Origin of the sequence: Agrobacterium sp. CMT1, from assembly GCF_037203725.1 — a bacterium.
GTDB lineage: Bacteria > Pseudomonadota > Alphaproteobacteria > Rhizobiales > Rhizobiaceae > Agrobacterium > Agrobacterium pusense.
The window spans coordinates 11,091-28,008 of record NZ_JBBCAR010000007.1 but is presented as its reverse complement, the minus strand read 5'-3'; the positions used below and the strand labels follow the sequence as shown (position 1 = coordinate 28,008).

Here is a 16,918-nt window from a genome sequence, read left to right as displayed (position 1 = left end):
AGAACAGCGGCCGCTTTCAAGCGGCCGCTCAATTTAAGATCAGCCTCAGGCTTCTTCTTCCTGAAACGCTTCTTCGCGTGTTTTGCGGAATGGCGGCAGGATCATCAGCAGAAGCACGCCGGCTGTCGCGATCAGCAGGACCAGACTGATCGGCCGCTCCACGAAGACACTGGGGTTTCCGTGCGAAATTGTCAGGGCGCGACGGATGTTGGTTTCCAACAACGGTCCCAGGACGAACCCCAGAAGTAGCGGACCCGGCTCGCACTTGGCCTTGCGGAAGGCATATCCCAGCAGGCCGAACCCGGCAGCCAGTACCACGTCGAATATGCGGTTGTTGATGCTGTAGACACCGACGCAGCAAAAGAGAAGGATTGCCGGATACAGCAGACGATACGGGACCGTCAGGAGCTTCACCCAGACGCCGATCAGTGGCAGGTTGATCACGACGAGCATCAGGTTGCCGATCCACATGCTGGCAACGAGTCCCCAGAAGATTTCCGGCTGGGTTGCCAGTACCGTCGGTCCCGGGGTGATGCCGTGTATGATGAACGCACTCAGCATCATCGCCATCATGTTGTTCGATGGGATGCCCAGGGTCAGAAGCGGGATAAACGAGGACTGTGCGCCGGCATTGTTGGCAGCCTCCGGTCCGGCGACACCCTCAACGGCACCCTCGCCGAACTCCTGGGGACGCTTGGATACTTTTTTCTCGACCGAATAGGCGCAGAAGGAGGCAAGAGTGGCTCCGCCGCCCGGAAGTACGCCGAGAAACGTCCCGACACCCGTGCCGCGAAGGACAGCCGGCCAGGCCCGTTTGAAGTCCTCTCTGGTCGGCCACAGGCGGCTGAGCTTGCTGACAAGCACACCACGAGCTTCGACGTTCTCAAGATTTTCGATGATCTCTGCGAAACCGAACAGACCTATGGCGATGACCACGAAGTCGATCCCGTCGAAGAGTTCGACTGCAGTGAATGTAAGGCGTTCCTCCCCGGAACTGGCGTCGATCCCGACCATGCCGAGCAGCAGACCGAGAAGGATCATGCCGATCGCCTTCAGGACTGGTCCGCGGGCGAGGATAGTGGCCGCCAGAAGGCCGAACAGCATCAGCGACACGTATTCTGCCGGGCCAAAGGAAAGGGCGAAAGACGATAGCGTCGGACCAGCGATAGCAATTCCGAACGTCGCGACCGTTCCGGCGAAGAAGGAACCGAGCGCCGCGACGGCAAGCGCTGACCCGGCCCTTCCTTTCTGAGCCATCTTGTAACCGTCGACAGCGGTCACGACCGACGACGCCTCTCCGGGAAGATTGACGAGGATAGCCGTCGTCGATCCACCGTACTGCGCGCCGTAATAGATGCCGGCGAGCATGATGAGGCCCGCCAGAGGCGGAAGGTAGAACGTAATCGGCAGCAAAACCGCGATCGTCGCCGTCGGCCCGATACCTGGTAGCACCCCGATCAGCGTTCCCAGCAGAGCGCCAAGCAGACAGAAGCCCAGGTTCGTCGGCGTCAGGGCCTCGCTGAAGCCCAGCATGAGAAGGTCAACGAAGTTCATGTATACCTCCCTCAGAACGGCCAGATAGGCATTTGCACGCCAAGGCCGACAATGAAGACCAAAACGCCAAACGCTGTTAGCCCAGCGGTCAGCAGGATGACTTCACGAAGCCGTGAATCGCGGTCAGCGATGCTGCCGACCAGAAGCAACCATAGGGACGCCGCAACGAAACCAAAGAACTCCGCGATGAAGGCGAAGCCAACAACTGCTGCAAGGATGACCACAAGCGGCCAGAGCTTCGGTTTATCGATGTCGACCCGTGCCCGGACCGCGCCCAACCCGCCGATCGTGGCGCCAATGATGATAAGAAGCCAGCACACTATTCGAGGCAGGTAACCTGGGCCCATGGCGGATGCCGTGCCCATGGTCAGGTCGCGCCCGGCCCATAAGCCAAGCGCGCCGAATCCCATAAATAACGCTGCGGTGAAGAGGTCCGGCCGGTCACCGGTGCCTCCAGCCTTGCGGGGAGCGGCCATTACTTCTGTTCCTTGGCCAGTTTCCAGATCGCGCCCAGGCGCTCAGCGCGCACGGGAAGCTCCTTGTCCCAATCTTGGGACGAGCGATAGGAAATGGCCAGCGACATCTGCTTCGCCTTTGTCTTGAACTCTGGATCGTCGAGAGCTTTCTTCACCGCGGCGGAGAACTTCGTCCGAATTTCCTCCGGCACGTCACAGCTCATTGCGATTCCGCGCTCAGAACTCATCAAGACTTCAAAACCCTGTTCTTTTGCGGTTGGGAGATCGGGAGCGATGGAGGCGCGCTCTTCGGCAAACTGGCCGAGATTCTTGAACGCGGAGTGATCGCTGCCCACGAACTCTCCGACGTTGATGCCGATCGTGTCGACGTGCCCACCGAGAAGCGCGGTGCGAGCCTCGTTCGCCCCATTGAAGGTGACCGCAGTCAGATCGATACCTGCAGACTTCTCCAACTGAAGCATGGCAAGATGCTCGTCGGTTCCGAGGCCAGTTGTGCCGACGGTAACAGCCCCAGCGTTCTCCTTCGCATAGGCGACGAGGTCTTTGAGCGTATTGAACTTGGAATTGGTTTGGACAATGAACGAACCGGGATCTTCGACAATGCGCGCGACGAGGCAGAGCTTTTTCGGGTCGAACCGCACCTTGCGATCCATTTGCATCGTCAGATAGCCAGGCGTGTTTAGCGAGGAAACTGTGTAGCCATCGGGGCGAGCCTGGGTCATCGCAGTATAGGCGATTTCACCGGACGCACCTGGGCGGTTTAGGACGGTTATCTTCGCGTCCAGCTCCTTTTCCACATAAGGAGCAAGCGTACGGTTCATCACATCAGTGCCGCCGCCCGGAGCAAACGCCACGATAAATTCGATCGGACGATCCGTTGGCCAGTCAGCGTGGGCTACGCCTGTGGCGAGAAGCAGCGTCGTTGCCAGTGCGGTATTTCTAATCAAATGCTTCATCTTATCCTCCCAGGATAGTTTGTATTTGGACGGTACCGTCCAAGGTCTCGGTGACTGGCCGACGTTTCCCCTCCGGAACATCGGCCAGCTTCGTTCAGTTAGTCGACGGTAGCTCACATCCCGCCTTGACGAGGGCGTCGTTGAACCAAGTCGGCTTGTGCGTGCCAGCTTTGATATTCTCGATCTGCTTTTGCTCGGCGGCGTGCTTGGCAACCGTCCGCTCGTAAACCTCCGCCACATCGTCGATCGGAACAACGACGACCCCGTCCGCGTCGCCTACGATCAGGTCACCCGGCATCACAACCATTCCTCCAATGGCAATGGGCGTATTGATTTCGCCTGGGCCGTTCTTATAGGGGCCACGGTGGGTCACGCCGACCGCGTAGGAGGGGACGTTCATTTCGAGAAACGCATCCGCATCGCGGATCGCACCGTTGAGAACGAAGCCCACAACACCGCGGCGATGAGCGTAGTCGAGCATCATCTCCCCCATCAGGGCGTGGGTCACGTCGCCGCCGGCATCCATGACGATGACGTCGCCGTCCACGGCCATGTCCATCGCCTTGTGGAGCATAAGGTTGTCGCCCGGAGGCGCTTTGACGGTCAGTGCGCGGCCGACAAGTTTGCCGTGGCGGTGCATCGGGCGAAGCTGAGCGCCGCCCGCGTACATGCGGTGCATGCTATCGCTGATGTTGGCGACGGGAAGCTCCCTGAACTTGTCGATCCATTCCTGTTCGACGATCCTGTCCCTGTTGCGAACCCTAAATCCTATAGTCAACGTATTCTCCTCGATGCTCTTGATTGTCTTTTTCAGGCAGGTGTCTTTGCCAGCGCGCGATGGTTCACGATCCTCTCGCGGCCAAGCTCACGACCTTCCACGATCGCAAGAATGCCCTCAACGGCATCGACGCCGACGCGAACGTTCGCCTCCTGGGTTACGCCGCCGATATGCGGCGTGACGACGATCCGCTGATTCTGCCAGAACGGGTGGTTGTCTCCAGGAGGCTCTGTCTGGAACGTGTCAAGCCCGGCCCCGGCAATCTGTCCGCTTTCGACAGCGCGAAGAAGGGCATCCTCATCGATCAGGCCGCCCCGGGCTGTATTGATAACGAACGATCCCGGCTTCATCAGGCCGAGCCGGCGGTCATCAAGCAAATTCCGCGTGTCGGGCGTCAAAGGGCAGTGCAGGCTCACGATATCCGACGAGGAGAGGAGGCGGTCGACATCAGTCACCTGGCGGACACCTGCCTCGACAAACGCCGCCTCATCTGTAAAGGGGTCGAAGGCTTGGACCTTCAAGCCAAAACCCTTAGCGAACAAGGCAGTTTGCCGAGCAATCGCGCCGAACCCGACAAGGCCGATAGTCATGCCAGCCAGTTCCTTGCCAGCAAAGCCCGCCTTCTCCCAGCGCCCAGCGCGCAGGCTGCTGTCGAGCGGCACAATCCGCTTTACCACGGCAAAAAGTAGTGCAATCGCATGTTCAGCGACCGAAAGCGCATTTGCGCCAGCGGCGACGACAACGGGGATTTCGCGGCGAGACGCGGCATCCACGTCGATGTTGTCAACCCCAACCCCGTGCTTGGAAAGGACACGTAGCGAAGGCGCGGCTTCAATCGCTGCGGAGCCGAACCGCCCCATACGCACCACCACGCCGACAGGATCAAGTTCCGTCACAATCCGGACCAGGTCGTCTTCGCTCGTGTAAGGGGGAACGTAAGACACCTGATAGCCGTTCTCGGCGATCAGCTTGACTGCTTGTTCGTTGATGGCTGGTCCAGTGACCAGGATGTTTCGGCTTCCCATGCGTACCTCAAACTGGAATGCGCGAGGACGCGAGCGCTGAGCGCGCAGCGTAGCCATCCTCCCATACGCCAAAGCTCCTCCTGGCGTCTCCTGAGCGGAAGTTAACATAAGCCTCTCTTGATTAAAGCGAATAATTCTGGCCAAGATGAACAGAGAATCTTAATTAGTCGGAGGATGGTTTGGATACGCGGCAACTGAAGACCTTCATCGCGATCGCTGAGCACGGAACTTTTGCAAAGGCTGCTGAGGCCGTCGGTTTGACCCCATCCGCAGTCAGTCAGCAAATGCAGGCACTGGAATTAGAGGTCAGCGGAGAACTCTTCGATCGCTCGAGCCGGCCGATCACGCTTAACGGCCATGGGCTGCAGATGCTCGAAGCAGCACGTACTCTGGTGCGTGATGCAGACAACATCATTGACACTATCTCCGGCAGAGCCATCAGCGGGACCTTCACAATCGGCTCCGTTCGCTCAAGTGCGCTTTCGCTCCTGCCTCTCTCAATCGTCGCCCTCAAGGCAGATTATCCTGATCTCAGGATCAAGCTACAGGTCGCCAATACAGATGAATTGATGAGCGGCGTCCTGTCCGGCCGCCTGGACTGCGCGATGGTCGCCGAGTACTCTGGAATCCCTTCAGCGCTAAGGTGGCACCCCTTTATCAACGAACCTCTGCTCGTGATCGCTCCCAAGGGCACTCCCCGAATGTCCGGCATCGACATGCTGTCGACCATGCCTTATGTCAGGTTCAACAGTCGGTTCAGATTGGCCCAGATCATCGAGACCGAGCTTGCAAAAACCGGCGTCGTCCCGAACCTGATAGCCGAGATCGACACGATCGCGTCGGTGGTCTCTTGCGTAATTCATGGTCTCGGCGTGTCCGTGGTGCCCTGGATCGCGCTGAGAGATATCGCTGTGCCGATTGTCTCTGCGCCATTTGGTGAGCCGCAGATATTTCGGCCTATCGGGCTCGTGCAAAGGCGGGCCGGGACGCGCGTCGCGATTATAGATCGGCTGCACCAGCACTTGAGCAGGCTTAGCGATCCGTACGGCATAGCCCGTTGACTGACGCTGGCATACTGATGCCCATCGGTTGACCTCAATCCTCCCCGATCGACGATCAAGCTTGTGGACGAGGGATGAACGCCTCGCCGCTGCGGCTCAGAAGATCGGCGTGGCGCTTCATGCTTTCGCGAATATTCCTCAATAGACATCCGGCGAGGAGCTCTCGAACGCCGATAGCTCAACACTTGTCGAGATTCGAACCCAAGCGCCCCGGCGGACTAATTCAGATCCAATTGATTTCCTGTTTGGATCTCCACTTTCTTGTTAGGCGTTCTTTTCCCGCAATAGGACTCGGGACTTCTGTATTTCATCAACCGGTAGAGGCGGCGACATAGGGCGGACCATTGATGACGAGCTCGCGTATCCTGGCAAATCTACCCACGCGCCCACTGGCAGGAAAATAAGCGTCGTTTTGACCCCGCCTTCCGGATCATCTTGTGATTGACGATGTTGAACCTGAACAGAGGGCTTGGGACATATGCCGATTTCAGAGCCTACGCAGCGGCGTATGCCTGTTCGCCAAGCGGCTTGCGCATGGCGATTTCCAGGGGTATGGCGCAGTTACGCAACGTCTGGCAGGCCCCCAATAAGCTTGTCCAAGGTCATCGGATAGTGTCGCAGGCGGATGCCGGTTGCGTTATGAATCGCGTTCGCGATCGCTGCCGAAACTCCGCATAGTCCGAGTTCGCCAATACCCTTCGCCTTCATTGGCGAGGAAACTGGATCAGTCTCATCCATGAACACGACTTCCTGGTACGGGATGTCCGCGTGAACCGGCACCTCGTAACCAGCGAGGTCGTGGTTGACGAAAAACCCGCGACGGGTGTCGACGGCAAGTTCCTCTGACAACGCCAGACCGGCGCCCATCGTCATCGCACCAATCACCTGGCTGCGGGCCGTGATCGGATTGAGAATGCGGCCGGCGGCACATACCGCAAGCATCCGGCGAATCCGCGTCTCGCCCGTGGCAACGTCGACGCCCACCTCCACGAAATGCGCACCGAAGGTCGATTGCTGATGACTGTCTGAAAGCTTTTCCCACTCGACCGTGTCTTCGGCGACGAGCCCTTCGGAACCCGCCACTTCGGCCAGCGGAACCGAACGCGAACCGGAACGGACCTGACCATCTTCGAAGACGACGTCCTGTTCGTTGAAGCCGAGCTTCTTGACGATAGCGTCCCTAAGCTTGACACAGGCTGCGTAGACGCCTGAGGTCGAGCAGTTCGCGCCGAACTGCCCGCCGGAGCCTGCAGATACGGGAAAGCGAGAATCGCCAAGCTGCACGGCGACCTTATCAATCGGTAGGCCCATCATTTCCGCCGCGGTTTGGGCGATGATCGTGTAGCTCCCGGTGCCTATGTCCGTCATGTCGGTTTCGACGGTGACGACCCCTTCCTTGTCCAGACGGACGCGAGCGCCCGATGGCACCAGAAGGTTGTTGCGGAACGCAGCCGCAACACCGGAACCGATCATCCAGTTGCCTTCGCGACGTGAGCCGGGTTGCGCTTGCCCCGGCCAGCCGAACCGTTCTGCTCCGAGCTTGAGACAACCGACAAGATCGCGATGCGAAAACGGACGTTCGGGCTTTTCCGGATCCACTTGTGTGTCGTTGAGGATACGGAACTGCACTGGATCCATTCCGAGCTTTTCGGCCATCTCGTCGATAGCGATCTCGAGCACCATCAGTCCGGGTGCCTCCCCGGGTGCGCGCATGGCGTTGCCCTCGGGAAGGTGCAGCGTCGCCAGCCGCATCGCCGTCATGCGGTTTTCACCGGCATAGAGAAGCCGCGTCTGCATGGCAGCCGTTTCAAGCTGGCCATCGGGCTGATCGCCCGACCAGCTTTCATGGGCGATTGCCGTTATTTTTCCATCGCGAGCTGCACCAATGCGGATGCGCTGGATCGTTGCTGGACGATGCGTCGTGTTGTTGACGAGGAAAGGCCTCGGCAGCGCCACCTTTACAGGCCGCCTTGCTGCCTTCGCGCCGAACGCGGCCAGAACAGCGTCGGCACGTAGGAACAGCTTACCGCCAAAGCCGCCGCCGATGAACGGCGACATGAGGTGGATTTTCTCCTTGTCGACACCAAGCGTCGTTGCAAGGTCGGACCGCCACCAATCGATCATCTGGCTGGAAGTCCATACCGTCAGCTCGTCACCATTCCAGGCAGCGATGGAGGCATGCGGCTCCATCATCGAATGTGACTGGTCCGGCGTTGTGTAGGTCTCGTCCAATGTCACCTCGGCGGACTTGAACGCACCTTCGAAATCTCCCACGGCGGTATCGGGCGGGGCGCCGCCCGCATCTTTCGGCTTGACTGCCGAACCCATCGCCTCGGCGAGATCGTAACTACCCTGTTCTTCCGCGTAATCTACCTTTACTAGCGCTGCCGCTGCGCGGGCTTGTTCGAAGGTTTCGGCGATGATCACGGCAATCGCCTGATGATAGTGCTGGATCTCATCGCCACCGAAAAGTATCGCAGTATTGTACTTGCCCTTCTCAAGTTTGCCGACGTCAAGCGTCGTTACCACAGCAAGCACGCCCGGCGAGCGTTCGGCAGCCTCGATATTCATCGAGATGATGCGGCCCTTGGCGATGGTCGATCCGACGGGGTAACCGTAGGCATAGGCCAGGTTCGGATCATGCCACTCATAGGCGTACATGGCCCGCCCCGTTGTCTTGAGCTCACCGTCGATGCGGTGAACGGGCTGACCGACGATTTTCAGCTGGTCGATCGGATTGGTCGTTGCGGGTGTATCGAACTTCATGGCAATTACCCCCTCGCTTCGGCGATTACGGCGCCGAGTGTGCGCTCCACCAGATCGATCTTGAACTTGTTCTGCTCGGTCGGATGAGCGCCGTTGAGGAGAGCTTTCGCTGCGAACTTCGCTCCCTTTGAGAGTTCGTCATCCGCAGCTTCCACGCGCCACGGCTTATGAGCAACGCCGCCGATTGCTACCCGGCCAGTACCATCAGGCTGGATGACTGCACCCACAGAGACCAGAGCAAACGCGTAGGAAGCGCGGTCGCGGACCTTGCGGTAGATCTGTTTTCCTCCAGTTGGCGGCGGTAGCACCACTGCGGTGATAAACTCACCCTTTTCCAAAACCGTTTCGATCTCAGGGGTATCGCCCGGCAAGCGATGGAAGTCGGCGATTTGGATTGATCGGCGGCTACCATCGACCTTTACCGTCTCGATAACCGCATCGAGTGCGCGCATGGCAACGGCCATGTCACTGGGATGCGTGGCGATACAGCTATCACTCACACCCACCACGGCGTGCTGGCGACTGAAGCCGCCGATGGCGGAACAGCCACTTCCCGGCGAACGCTTGTTGCAGGGCTGTGCGGTGTCGTAGAAATATGGACATCGTGTTCGCTGCAAGAGGTTGCCTGCGGTTGTTGCCCTGTTGCGAAGCTGGCCCGAAGCCCCTGCAAGCAAGGCGCGCGACAGGAGCCCATAATCACGTCGAACAATTGGATCGGCGGCAAGGTCGGTATTGCGAACCATCGCTCCTATGCGCAGGCCTCCCTCAGACGTCTTTTCTATTGTATCGAGCCCGAGACCATTCACATCGATCAGATGTGTCGGCGTCTCGATCTCCAGTTTCATCAAATCGAGGAGATTGGTGCCGCCTGCAATGAACTTTGCTTGCGAGTTCGAAAAGGCGGACCTGGTTGCAGCCTCGATAGATGAGGCCTTTTCGTAGGTGAAGGCTTTCATGCTTTTGTCCCCGCAACTTCGACGATGGCCTCGACAATGTTGGAATAGGCGCCGCAGCGACAGATGTTGCCGCTCATCCTCTCGCGAATTTCGCCCTCACTCACCGATGTCTGCGCGTTAAGATCCAGCGTGACATGGCTCGGAATGTTTGCCGCGATCTCCTCAAGCACCGCCACGGAGGAACAGATTTGTCCCGGCGTACAGTAGCCACACTGGAAGCCGTCAAACTTGACAAACGCCGCCTGCATCGGGTGCATATTGCCGGGCTGTCCCAGGCCCTCGATCGTCGTAACGTCGTCACCATCATGCATCACGGCAAGCGAGAGGCACGAGTTGATGCGGCGTCCACCGACCAGTACGGTGCAGGCCCCGCATTGACCGTGATCACAACCTTTCTTGGTTCCGGTCAGGTGAAGGTGTTCGCGCAGTGCGTCGAGAAGAGACGTGCGATTGTCAACATCAAGGTCTCGGACCTGTCCGTTGACCTTCAACGATACGCTTGACGTGTGTTTCATGGTTTCTCCTCCTGACTGGGCTGCTGCTCCCCTGGTGACAGTGGTGGCAGCGACGGTCGCGGCCGAAGATATAAGTAAGTTTCGGCGTGAAAGTTCAAATATGCCGGTGCCTGGCATCGCCAGTTCCACTTCATCGATTGGAGAAATCAAAGGTTTCGCATCAAGGGGCGAGAACGCGGATCATTGAAAACTGACCCGTGAACGAATGAGCAGCAGAAGGAGTTCCCGATAGGCCTTGTTCATAGCGCGAAAGGACCGGCTAGGAGATCGAGGCTCCTTGCCGATTGTGGGGCGGGCCCGGACATCGGTTCTTGACACCAAATTCTGGAAGAGCGGTTTTTAGCCGTCGTCCCGATCGAGCCGCATGCTCTTGCTTCCTAGGCGGTTCCCGTTAATCTCTGGCAATCGCACTGGCAGATCGAGACCCCTTGTGGAGCGGTCTCGGCCTAATGGGTGATCCTCTTGCATTGCATGCGTCACCCATGTGCATATAAGGGCGTTTGGAGAGCCACTCACGTCTCAAGTGCCTCCACATTATCAAGCACCCGCCGAAGCAAAGACACCAGTGTGTCCACCTCTTCCCGCGATAATCCCTTGGTCATGTCCCGCATTGCCCTGGCGCAAAAAGCGCGGCCAGCTGGCAACCGCGCAAGTGCCGCCTGCGTCAACGATACCAGACTGGACCGCTTGTCTCACGGATCGGGCTCACGCTTGATCAAGCCATCCCGCTCCATCCGCGCCATGGGGCATCAGCTGCCAAGGACGAAACGGGAGAATGCCAGGGCATTGCGCGCATCCTCGTCCATTTTCGCGAGATCGGCGCCGCCGCTCAGATCGCGCCACACCTTGATGTCGGAGCCGATCGTGCCGCCGGTCTTCACGAAAGGCTCCATGACGACCGCGCCGGTGTAATTGATATCGCGCAGGGCGAGGCCAATTTCGTGCCAGGGCATCCTGCCCTTGCCCGGTACGCGGCGATTACTTTCGCCGGTATGGAAATGCCCCAGCAACGGGCCAGCCGTGCGGATGGCCTCGCCAAAGCTGTCTTCCTCGATATTCATGTGGAAAGTATCCAGCATGACTTTCACGTTGTTCTTGCCGACATCTTTGACGAAACCGACGCCTTCGGCAGCCGTGTTGAGCACGTGGTTTTCAAAGCGGTTGAGGACTTCGATGCAAAGGTTGATGCCGAGGTCATTGGCGAAATCGGCAATGCCATGAATGCCTTCCACGCCGCGCGCATAATCGCCTGCCTTGTCGACCGGCTGCGAATAGTCGATCGGCCAGTAGGAATGCAGCGCGCCGCCAATCGTATGGATATCGAGCTTGGCGACATTGGTAAGGGTGCGTTCAAAGAACGCCTTGCCGGCTGCGCGAACCGCGGCATCCTCTGACGACAGGTTTTTCGTTTTCGAAGGGCCGATACCGGCAGTGAGTATGATGCCGTTATCCTTCGCGCTCTGCCTGATGACGGCGAGTTCGGCGTCACTGTATTCATTGATGTGATGGGCGGCGACTTCGATGATATCGAAGCCGAGCTTGGCAACCTTCTCGATATAGGGGCCGAACTTGGCGCTCCACTCATGTTCCCAGTAAGAGTAATAGATGCCGTGTTTCATGGGGGTCTCTTTCGCTTTTCTGTTTTGCTTGACTTTGGGTGGGGAGGCGCAACCCTTCAGGCCGTTTCACGACGCGGGAGTGCTTCCCGGATTTCCGATGCGAAGGTCCGGCTCCGTGCTTGTGGATGTGATGAAGCGGCCATTGGGGAGATCGTTTTCCTCCACCTTCCGGTTGATCTCCCCCTCGCCGAGACCGAAGCTCCGCCAGCGATCCCGCAGCCGCGCACGCAGATCGTCCTCGTCGACATCAACGAAGACAGTGAGATCGAAGATCGGCTTGAGGCGATCCCATGGCGACTGGCCGGCGAGGAGATAATTGCCCTCGCAGACGATGATATCGACGGATTGCGGGATCAGGCGGCCACCGGCGCGGGCGATCTCGATGGCGCGGTCAAAGACGGGGACGGCAACGACGTCGTCCTGATTGGCTTTCAGGCGCTCAAGCATATGGCGCAGGCCGTGAGCATCGAACGTATCGATGGCGCCCTTGAAGGGCCGGCGGTTCATCTCCTCAAGCACCGCATCGTCATAATGAAAGCCATCCATCGGGAACAGTGCGGCGGACACGCCTTCGCCCGCGTTCAACGCATCGACCACACGCTCGGCGATGGTTGATTTTCCCGATCCGGGGGCACCGGCAATCGCAACCATCACACGCCGGGCCTTTGACCCTTCCAGTCGCTGAAGAGCAAGGCCCACAATCTCGCGGGCATTATCGTCAATAGTGTTCAAGGTACTTGCCCCGATAATGAGTGCTTTCAGAAAATGCGGTACTGGTTTGCCTTGTCGCGCAGGAATGGCAGTCCCTTGTCGAGAACCTCATCGGCGCTGGGCGCAACCGGGCGCCAGGTTGAAATCGCGCCCGCCATCTCCTTGGGCATCGCGGCGAAGCTTTCGAGCGTCAGCACGCCCTTGAAGCCGATGCCTGCGAGCGCTGAGAACACTTCGTCCCACGCAACGTTGCCGCAGCCCGGCGTGCCGCGGTCGCTTTCCGACATATGCATGTATCTCAGATGGTTGCGGGCGGCGATGATGCCATTGGCAATGCCCTTTTCCTCCATATTCATATGGAACGTATCGAGATGGATGAAGACATTGTCCGCACCGATGCGCTCTACCAGCGCCACCGCCTGTTCGGCGGAGTTGAGCAGATGGTTCTCGTAGCGGTTGACCGTCTCGATGCCGAATTGCAGGCCGTGTGTTTTTGCGTGGCCGGCAGCCCGCGAAAGCGCCCTTGTCAGGTTGTCATATTCACCCTGTGTCGGCGGAAATCCTGTTCGCTCATTGGTGCCGCCGTAGGTGACACCCGTCAGCGCTTCCGCCCCCATATCGGCGGCTTTGTCGAGCGCGGTGTTCAGATAGTCGATTGCCGCATCGGGACGTATGGACGCCCAGGCGGGCTCCGGCAGCACCAGCGAGCAGACGGCGCGCAACCCGTATTTTTCCAGCAGCGTGCGCGTGTGTTTTGCATCGACGGAGGGGATATCGATAAGCGGAATCTCGATGAAATCCTGACCGTAATCCGCAGCAGCGGCGATGGACCGTCTGGCGTTTTCGTGGTCCCAGTTCAGGGACCACATCATTGCGTGAACACCGAAGCCTTTCACGTCATACCTTCTTTCTGAGAGATGCGAAGTAGCTGGAGAACAGGCCCCGCGCCGCCATGACGACAATCATCAGGACACCCCAAAGGGCCGTGGCGAGATGCTGGTTGGCGCCGAGAAGATTAAGGCCGGAGGACAGGAGCTGCAGGACGATGAGCGCGACAAAAACGGGAAACACACGACCGAAACCACCAAAGGGATTGATGCCGCCGAGAAAGGCCGCGAGCACCGTGATCAGCAGATAGGACTCCCCGTGGCCGACACGGACGGAGTTGAAACGGGCAAGCATGATGATGCCTGCGACCGCGCACATCAGACCCGAGAGCGTGTAGACGAGCACCTGGATCTTGCGCGTGTTGAGGCCGGAATAACGCGCGGCTTCGATATTCGAGCCGATCATCAACAGCCCGAAGCCGAGCTTCGTGCGCGTCAGCAGCACATGCCAGAGCGCCACGCAGACGATGAAAATCAGAAGCGGGATCGGCAGACCGAGAAGCGTGCCATGGCCAAGGGGCGCCATGTAGGCGGGAAACCCTGACACGTCACCGCCGCGCGTCAGAAATTCGCCGAGGCCGCGCAGGAAAATCATCATCGACAGCGTCACCAGAATGGGATGCGCGCGGGTATAGGCGATCGCCGCACCCGTCATGGCACCGGCAGCCCCGCCGGTGACAAATGCAGCAAGGCAGGCGAAGAGGAAGGCGCTCGGCGGTGCATCTACGCCGCCATGGGCCTGGAGTACCCAGGCTGCGGCAAGTCCTGAGAGATTGGCCGCGAAGGTGACGGACAGATTGATCCCGCCCGTCAGCAGTGGCAGCAGCATCGCCAGCGTGAGAAGGCCGAGTTCCGGCAGCTGGAAAGCCACTGAACCGAATGTCGCAAGCGAGAGGAAGTTATTCGCGAACGTTCCGAAAATGAGCATGACTGCGATGAAGGCAATCACCGGTCCAGCCATATCGGCACCGAAAATGGCGTTGAATTTCCTGACAAGGCTGCTCATCAGTGGGCGCTCCCCTTTCTCGTGGACGTGCGAAGCGCACTCGGCAAAAGCTTGTCGAACCGGGTGGAAGAGAGGGTGATCGCGATCAGAATGATGGCACCGACGATCATCTTGAAGGCAAAGGGTGACACGCCCATCAGGTTGAGACCGTTCTGGGTGATCGACACCATGAGAACGCCGAGGACGCAGCCGATGACAGAGCCTTTGCCGCCGCCAAGCCGCGCACCGCCGAGGACCGTTGCTGCAAGTACATCCAGCTCGCGGCCATAAAGCGCGTTGGGCACCACTTCCTGCGCATAATGCGCCTGCATGAGGCCCGCAATGCCCGCCATCAGGCCGAGCCAGCCGAAAGAAATGTAATGCATCGCGCCGATATTGATGCCGAAGCGGCGAGCACCTTCCGGGTTGTCGCCGAAGGCGTAAAGTTTGCGCCCAACAGTGGTGCGCGAAATCATGAACCACGTTGCAATACAGCAGAGGATCATGACTACGACCGGCAGCGTCAGCTCTACCCATGAACCATCAGGCATTTCATGTTCGTAAAATACCACACGCGTCGACAGCCATTCCGGCAGGTCGTAGATCGACACACCCTTGGTGAAGAACATCAGCAACCCGAAGAAGATGTTGAAGGTGGAGATCGTCGCGACGATTGAAATGATGTTGAGCCGCCAGACGAGGAAAGCGTTGACGAAACCGAGACCAAGCCCAACCGCGCCGGCAATGATGAAACCTTCCGCCCAGTTGCCGCCGCCGAGCGCATTGAGCGCCAGCACCGTCACATATTGAACGACGGAAGCGGCGACCGCGAAGGAAATGTCGATACCGCCCGAGATCAGCACCACAAGCAGGCCGACCGCAAAGATGATGTTGACCGCAGAGACATTCAGTACATCGAAGGCGTTTGAGATGGTGAGGAACCGGTCGGTGGCGAAGGACAGTCCCGTGCAAAGCAGCACCATGACCACAAGCAGCGTAAATTCGGTCGTATGTCCGAGGATGAGCCTACGCATAGATGGCGGCCTCCAGTTCGGTCAACGACAGTCGTCGCGGATCATAGGTGGCGTGGAACCGGCCTTCGACCATGTGGATGACCCTGTCTGTATTGAAATAAACTTCTGGCGGCTCGTCGGAGATCACGATGATCGAGAGACCTTCTGCGGCGAGCTTGCGGACGATTTCGAAGATGCCGGCGCGGGCGCCGACATCGACCCCCACGGTCGGCGCGTCGAGAATGAGGATTTTCGGCCCGATCGCCAGCCACTTGGCGATCGCCACACGCTGCTGGTTGCCGCCCGAAAGCGTTCGGATCGGGTCTTCGGGCAGGCCGATCTTCACCCCGAGCGCAGAAATCCAGCGGGAAACGACATCCGCCTTTTTCGACGGTGAGATCAGGCCGCCGCGCAGCAGCCGGTCGAGCGAGGCCATGACCAGATTGTCGGCAATGGATTGCGGCTGGTTGAGACCAAGCGAAAGCCGGTCCTCGGAAAGATAGGCTACGCCCGCCCGGATCGCATCGCGGTTGGAACGGAAATCAACCTTCTCGCCGTCAATCAGTACTTCACCCGATTGCGGCCGATGCATGCCGAACAGTGTCAAAGCCAGTTCCGTGCGGCCGGCTCCCAGTAGGCCCGTTATGCCAAGCGTTTCGCCCCGCCGCAGATCGAACGAAACATCCTCGAACTCGCCGGCACGGCTCAGCCCGCGCACCGAGAGAACGACGGGTTTGTCATCGTGATCGGCGGCAATGACGGCACTGTCGAAATTGCGGCCGGTCATCAGCTCGGTCACCCGTGACTGGGTCATGCCTTCAACGGGAAAGACACCGACAAGCGACCCATCCCGCAAAACGGTTATGCGGTCTGAAATCTCAAGCACTTCCGCAAGGCGGTGCGAGACGAAGACAACCGCGACACCCGAGGCCGACAGGTTGCGGACGATGTCTATCAGGTAATCCGTTTCCGACTGCGTGAGCGACGCGGTCGGTTCGTCCATGAAAACGAGCCGTGCCTCACCGACCAACGCGCGGGCAATCGCCACGATCTGACGCTGGGCGATGGGCAGTTCCTTGAGCGGCCTGTCGAGATCGATCTCGACACCGAGCCGGGCCAACGCCTTTTCGGCAGCCTGCTCGATGGCGCGCTTGTCGACCAGCCCGTATTTTGCATTCACCGCGTACTGGAAGCCGATATTTTCAGCCACCGTCATTTCATCGAACAGCGCCAGATCCTGCCAGATCACCTGAATGCCAAGCGATTGCGCAAGCGTTGGGGTCATTGCGGCTATCGGCTTGCCGTCGAAATAGAGTTCAGCATCACTTTGGGGCGTGTAAACGCCCGTAATGACCTTGATCAGCGTGCTCTTGCCGCAGCCGTTCTCGCCGGCAAGGCAATGCACTTCACCCGGATTGACCTCGAAAGAAACACCCTTCAGCGCGCGAACACCGCCGAAGGTGACTTTGACATTTTTGAGGGACAGGAGCGGTTCTGCGCTCATGATAACGTAAATCTCCTCGCCGCGGCAGCATTGCAGACGTGGCGCTCGGCATGTTTTCCAGATGAGGCGTCGCGCGAGTATGACACCTCGCGCGACGCCTTGGCCTTGGGGA

15 protein-coding genes are annotated in these 16,918 nt (G+C 59.0%); 1 reads left to right on the top strand and 14 read right to left on the bottom strand.

Features of this window, described 5'->3' with window-relative positions; all coding sequences use genetic code 11:
- Positions 1-45: 45 nt before the first annotated feature.
- The 5 genes from WA845_RS08765 to WA845_RS08745 form a co-directional block, all read right to left on the bottom strand.
- A complete protein-coding gene (locus WA845_RS08765) occupies positions 46-1,554 on the bottom strand; it encodes a tripartite tricarboxylate transporter permease (RefSeq protein WP_112556405.1) in 1,509 nt (502 codons plus the stop codon).
- Between the two features lie 11 nt (positions 1,555-1,565).
- Complete coding sequence (locus tag WA845_RS08760) at positions 1,566-2,030, bottom strand: tripartite tricarboxylate transporter TctB family protein (RefSeq protein ID WP_112556407.1); 465 nt, start codon at positions 2,028-2,030, stop codon at positions 1,566-1,568.
- Entirely contained in the window at positions 2,030-2,986 is a 957-nt protein-coding gene (locus tag WA845_RS08755; RefSeq protein WP_112556409.1) for a tripartite tricarboxylate transporter substrate binding protein, read from the bottom strand. Before WA845_RS08755 ends, WA845_RS08760 begins: the two co-directional genes overlap by 1 nt.
- Before the next feature lie 94 nt (positions 2,987-3,080).
- Positions 3,081-3,764: an RraA family protein gene (locus tag WA845_RS08750; protein WP_162696253.1), complete on the bottom strand. Its 684-nt coding sequence runs from the start codon at positions 3,762-3,764 to the stop codon at positions 3,081-3,083.
- Between the two features lie 32 nt (positions 3,765-3,796).
- Positions 3,797-4,846 carry a hydroxyacid dehydrogenase gene (locus WA845_RS08745; RefSeq protein ID WP_174151358.1) on the bottom strand — a complete coding sequence of 350 codons (1,050 nt, stop codon included), beginning with the start codon at positions 4,844-4,846 and terminating at the stop codon, positions 3,797-3,799.
- A 122-nt stretch (positions 4,847-4,968) separates the two neighbouring features.
- On the opposite strand from WA845_RS08745, the gene WA845_RS08740 reads away from it, so the two are divergent.
- On the top strand, positions 4,969-5,850 hold the full coding sequence (locus WA845_RS08740) for a LysR family transcriptional regulator (RefSeq protein WP_112556413.1): 882 nt from the start codon (positions 4,969-4,971) through the stop codon (positions 5,848-5,850).
- A 561-nt stretch (positions 5,851-6,411) separates the two neighbouring features.
- Here the strand turns inward: WA845_RS08740 and paoC are convergent.
- The 9 genes from paoC to WA845_RS08695 form a co-directional block, all read right to left on the bottom strand.
- Positions 6,412-8,616 (bottom strand): aldehyde oxidoreductase molybdenum-binding subunit PaoC, encoded by a 2,205-nt coding sequence (paoC, locus tag WA845_RS08735; protein ID WP_112556415.1) that lies wholly within the window; start codon positions 8,614-8,616, stop codon positions 6,412-6,414.
- A 5-nt stretch (positions 8,617-8,621) separates the two neighbouring features.
- A complete protein-coding gene (locus WA845_RS08730) occupies positions 8,622-9,572 on the bottom strand; it encodes an FAD binding domain-containing protein (RefSeq protein WP_112556417.1) in 951 nt (316 codons plus the stop codon).
- The gene (paoA, locus tag WA845_RS08725) at positions 9,569-10,204 is read right to left on the bottom strand and encodes an aldehyde dehydrogenase iron-sulfur subunit PaoA (RefSeq protein WP_112556596.1); all 636 of its coding nucleotides are present in this window, start codon (positions 10,202-10,204) and stop codon (positions 9,569-9,571) included. The genes WA845_RS08730 and paoA overlap by 4 nt, the downstream gene beginning before the upstream one ends.
- Positions 10,205-10,836: 632 nt before the next feature.
- Complete coding sequence (locus WA845_RS08720; protein ID WP_112556419.1) at positions 10,837-11,706, bottom strand: D-psicose 3-epimerase; 870 nt, start codon at positions 11,704-11,706, stop codon at positions 10,837-10,839.
- 66 nt (positions 11,707-11,772) lie between these two features.
- Positions 11,773-12,438, bottom strand: a complete 666-nt coding sequence (locus tag WA845_RS08715) for a nucleoside triphosphate hydrolase (RefSeq protein ID WP_112556421.1) — start codon at positions 12,436-12,438, stop codon at positions 11,773-11,775.
- A 26-nt stretch (positions 12,439-12,464) separates the two neighbouring features.
- Positions 12,465-13,313: a sugar phosphate isomerase/epimerase family protein gene (locus tag WA845_RS08710; protein ID WP_112556423.1), complete on the bottom strand. Its 849-nt coding sequence runs from the start codon at positions 13,311-13,313 to the stop codon at positions 12,465-12,467.
- Position 13,314: 1 nt separating this feature from the next.
- Positions 13,315-14,310 carry an ABC transporter permease gene (locus WA845_RS08705; protein WP_112556425.1) on the bottom strand — a complete coding sequence of 332 codons (996 nt, stop codon included), beginning with the start codon at positions 14,308-14,310 and terminating at the stop codon, positions 13,315-13,317.
- The gene (locus WA845_RS08700; protein ID WP_112556427.1) at positions 14,310-15,323 is read right to left on the bottom strand and encodes an ABC transporter permease; all 1,014 of its coding nucleotides are present in this window, start codon (positions 15,321-15,323) and stop codon (positions 14,310-14,312) included. The genes WA845_RS08705 and WA845_RS08700 overlap by 1 nt, the downstream gene beginning before the upstream one ends.
- Positions 15,316-16,806 (bottom strand): sugar ABC transporter ATP-binding protein, encoded by a 1,491-nt coding sequence (locus WA845_RS08695; RefSeq protein ID WP_006697920.1) that lies wholly within the window; start codon positions 16,804-16,806, stop codon positions 15,316-15,318. The genes WA845_RS08700 and WA845_RS08695 overlap by 8 nt, the downstream gene beginning before the upstream one ends.
- Between the last annotated feature and the right edge of the window lie 112 nt (positions 16,807-16,918).

What these genes read in the sequence shown, in the direction of transcription:
- WA845_RS08765 (WP_112556405.1), bottom strand. Translation starts at nt 1,554, where the DNA reads ATGAACTTCGTTGACCTTCTCATGCTGGGCTTCAGCGAGGCCCTGACG.
- WA845_RS08760 (WP_112556407.1), bottom strand. Translation starts at nt 2,030, where the DNA reads ATGGCCGCTCCCCGCAAGGCTGGAGGCACCGGTGACCGGCCGGACCTC.
- WA845_RS08755 (WP_112556409.1), bottom strand. Translation starts at nt 2,986, where the DNA reads ATGAAGCATTTGATTAGAAATACCGCACTGGCAACGACGCTGCTTCTC.
- WA845_RS08745 (WP_174151358.1), bottom strand. Translation starts at nt 4,846, where the DNA reads ATGGCTACGCTGCGCGCTCAGCGCTCGCGTCCTCGCGCATTCCAGTTT.
- paoC (WP_112556415.1), bottom strand. Translation starts at nt 8,616, where the DNA reads ATGAAGTTCGATACACCCGCAACGACCAATCCGATCGACCAGCTGAAA.
- WA845_RS08730 (WP_112556417.1), bottom strand. Translation starts at nt 9,572, where the DNA reads ATGAAAGCCTTCACCTACGAAAAGGCCTCATCTATCGAGGCTGCAACC.
- paoA (WP_112556596.1), bottom strand. Translation starts at nt 10,204, where the DNA reads ATGCCAGGCACCGGCATATTTGAACTTTCACGCCGAAACTTACTTATA.
- WA845_RS08720 (WP_112556419.1), bottom strand. Translation starts at nt 11,706, where the DNA reads ATGAAACACGGCATCTATTACTCTTACTGGGAACATGAGTGGAGCGCC.
- WA845_RS08705 (WP_112556425.1), bottom strand. Translation starts at nt 14,310, where the DNA reads ATGAGCAGCCTTGTCAGGAAATTCAACGCCATTTTCGGTGCCGATATG.
- WA845_RS08700 (WP_112556427.1), bottom strand. Translation starts at nt 15,323, where the DNA reads ATGCGTAGGCTCATCCTCGGACATACGACCGAATTTACGCTGCTTGTG.
- WA845_RS08695 (WP_006697920.1), bottom strand. Translation starts at nt 16,806, where the DNA reads ATGAGCGCAGAACCGCTCCTGTCCCTCAAAAATGTCAAAGTCACCTTC.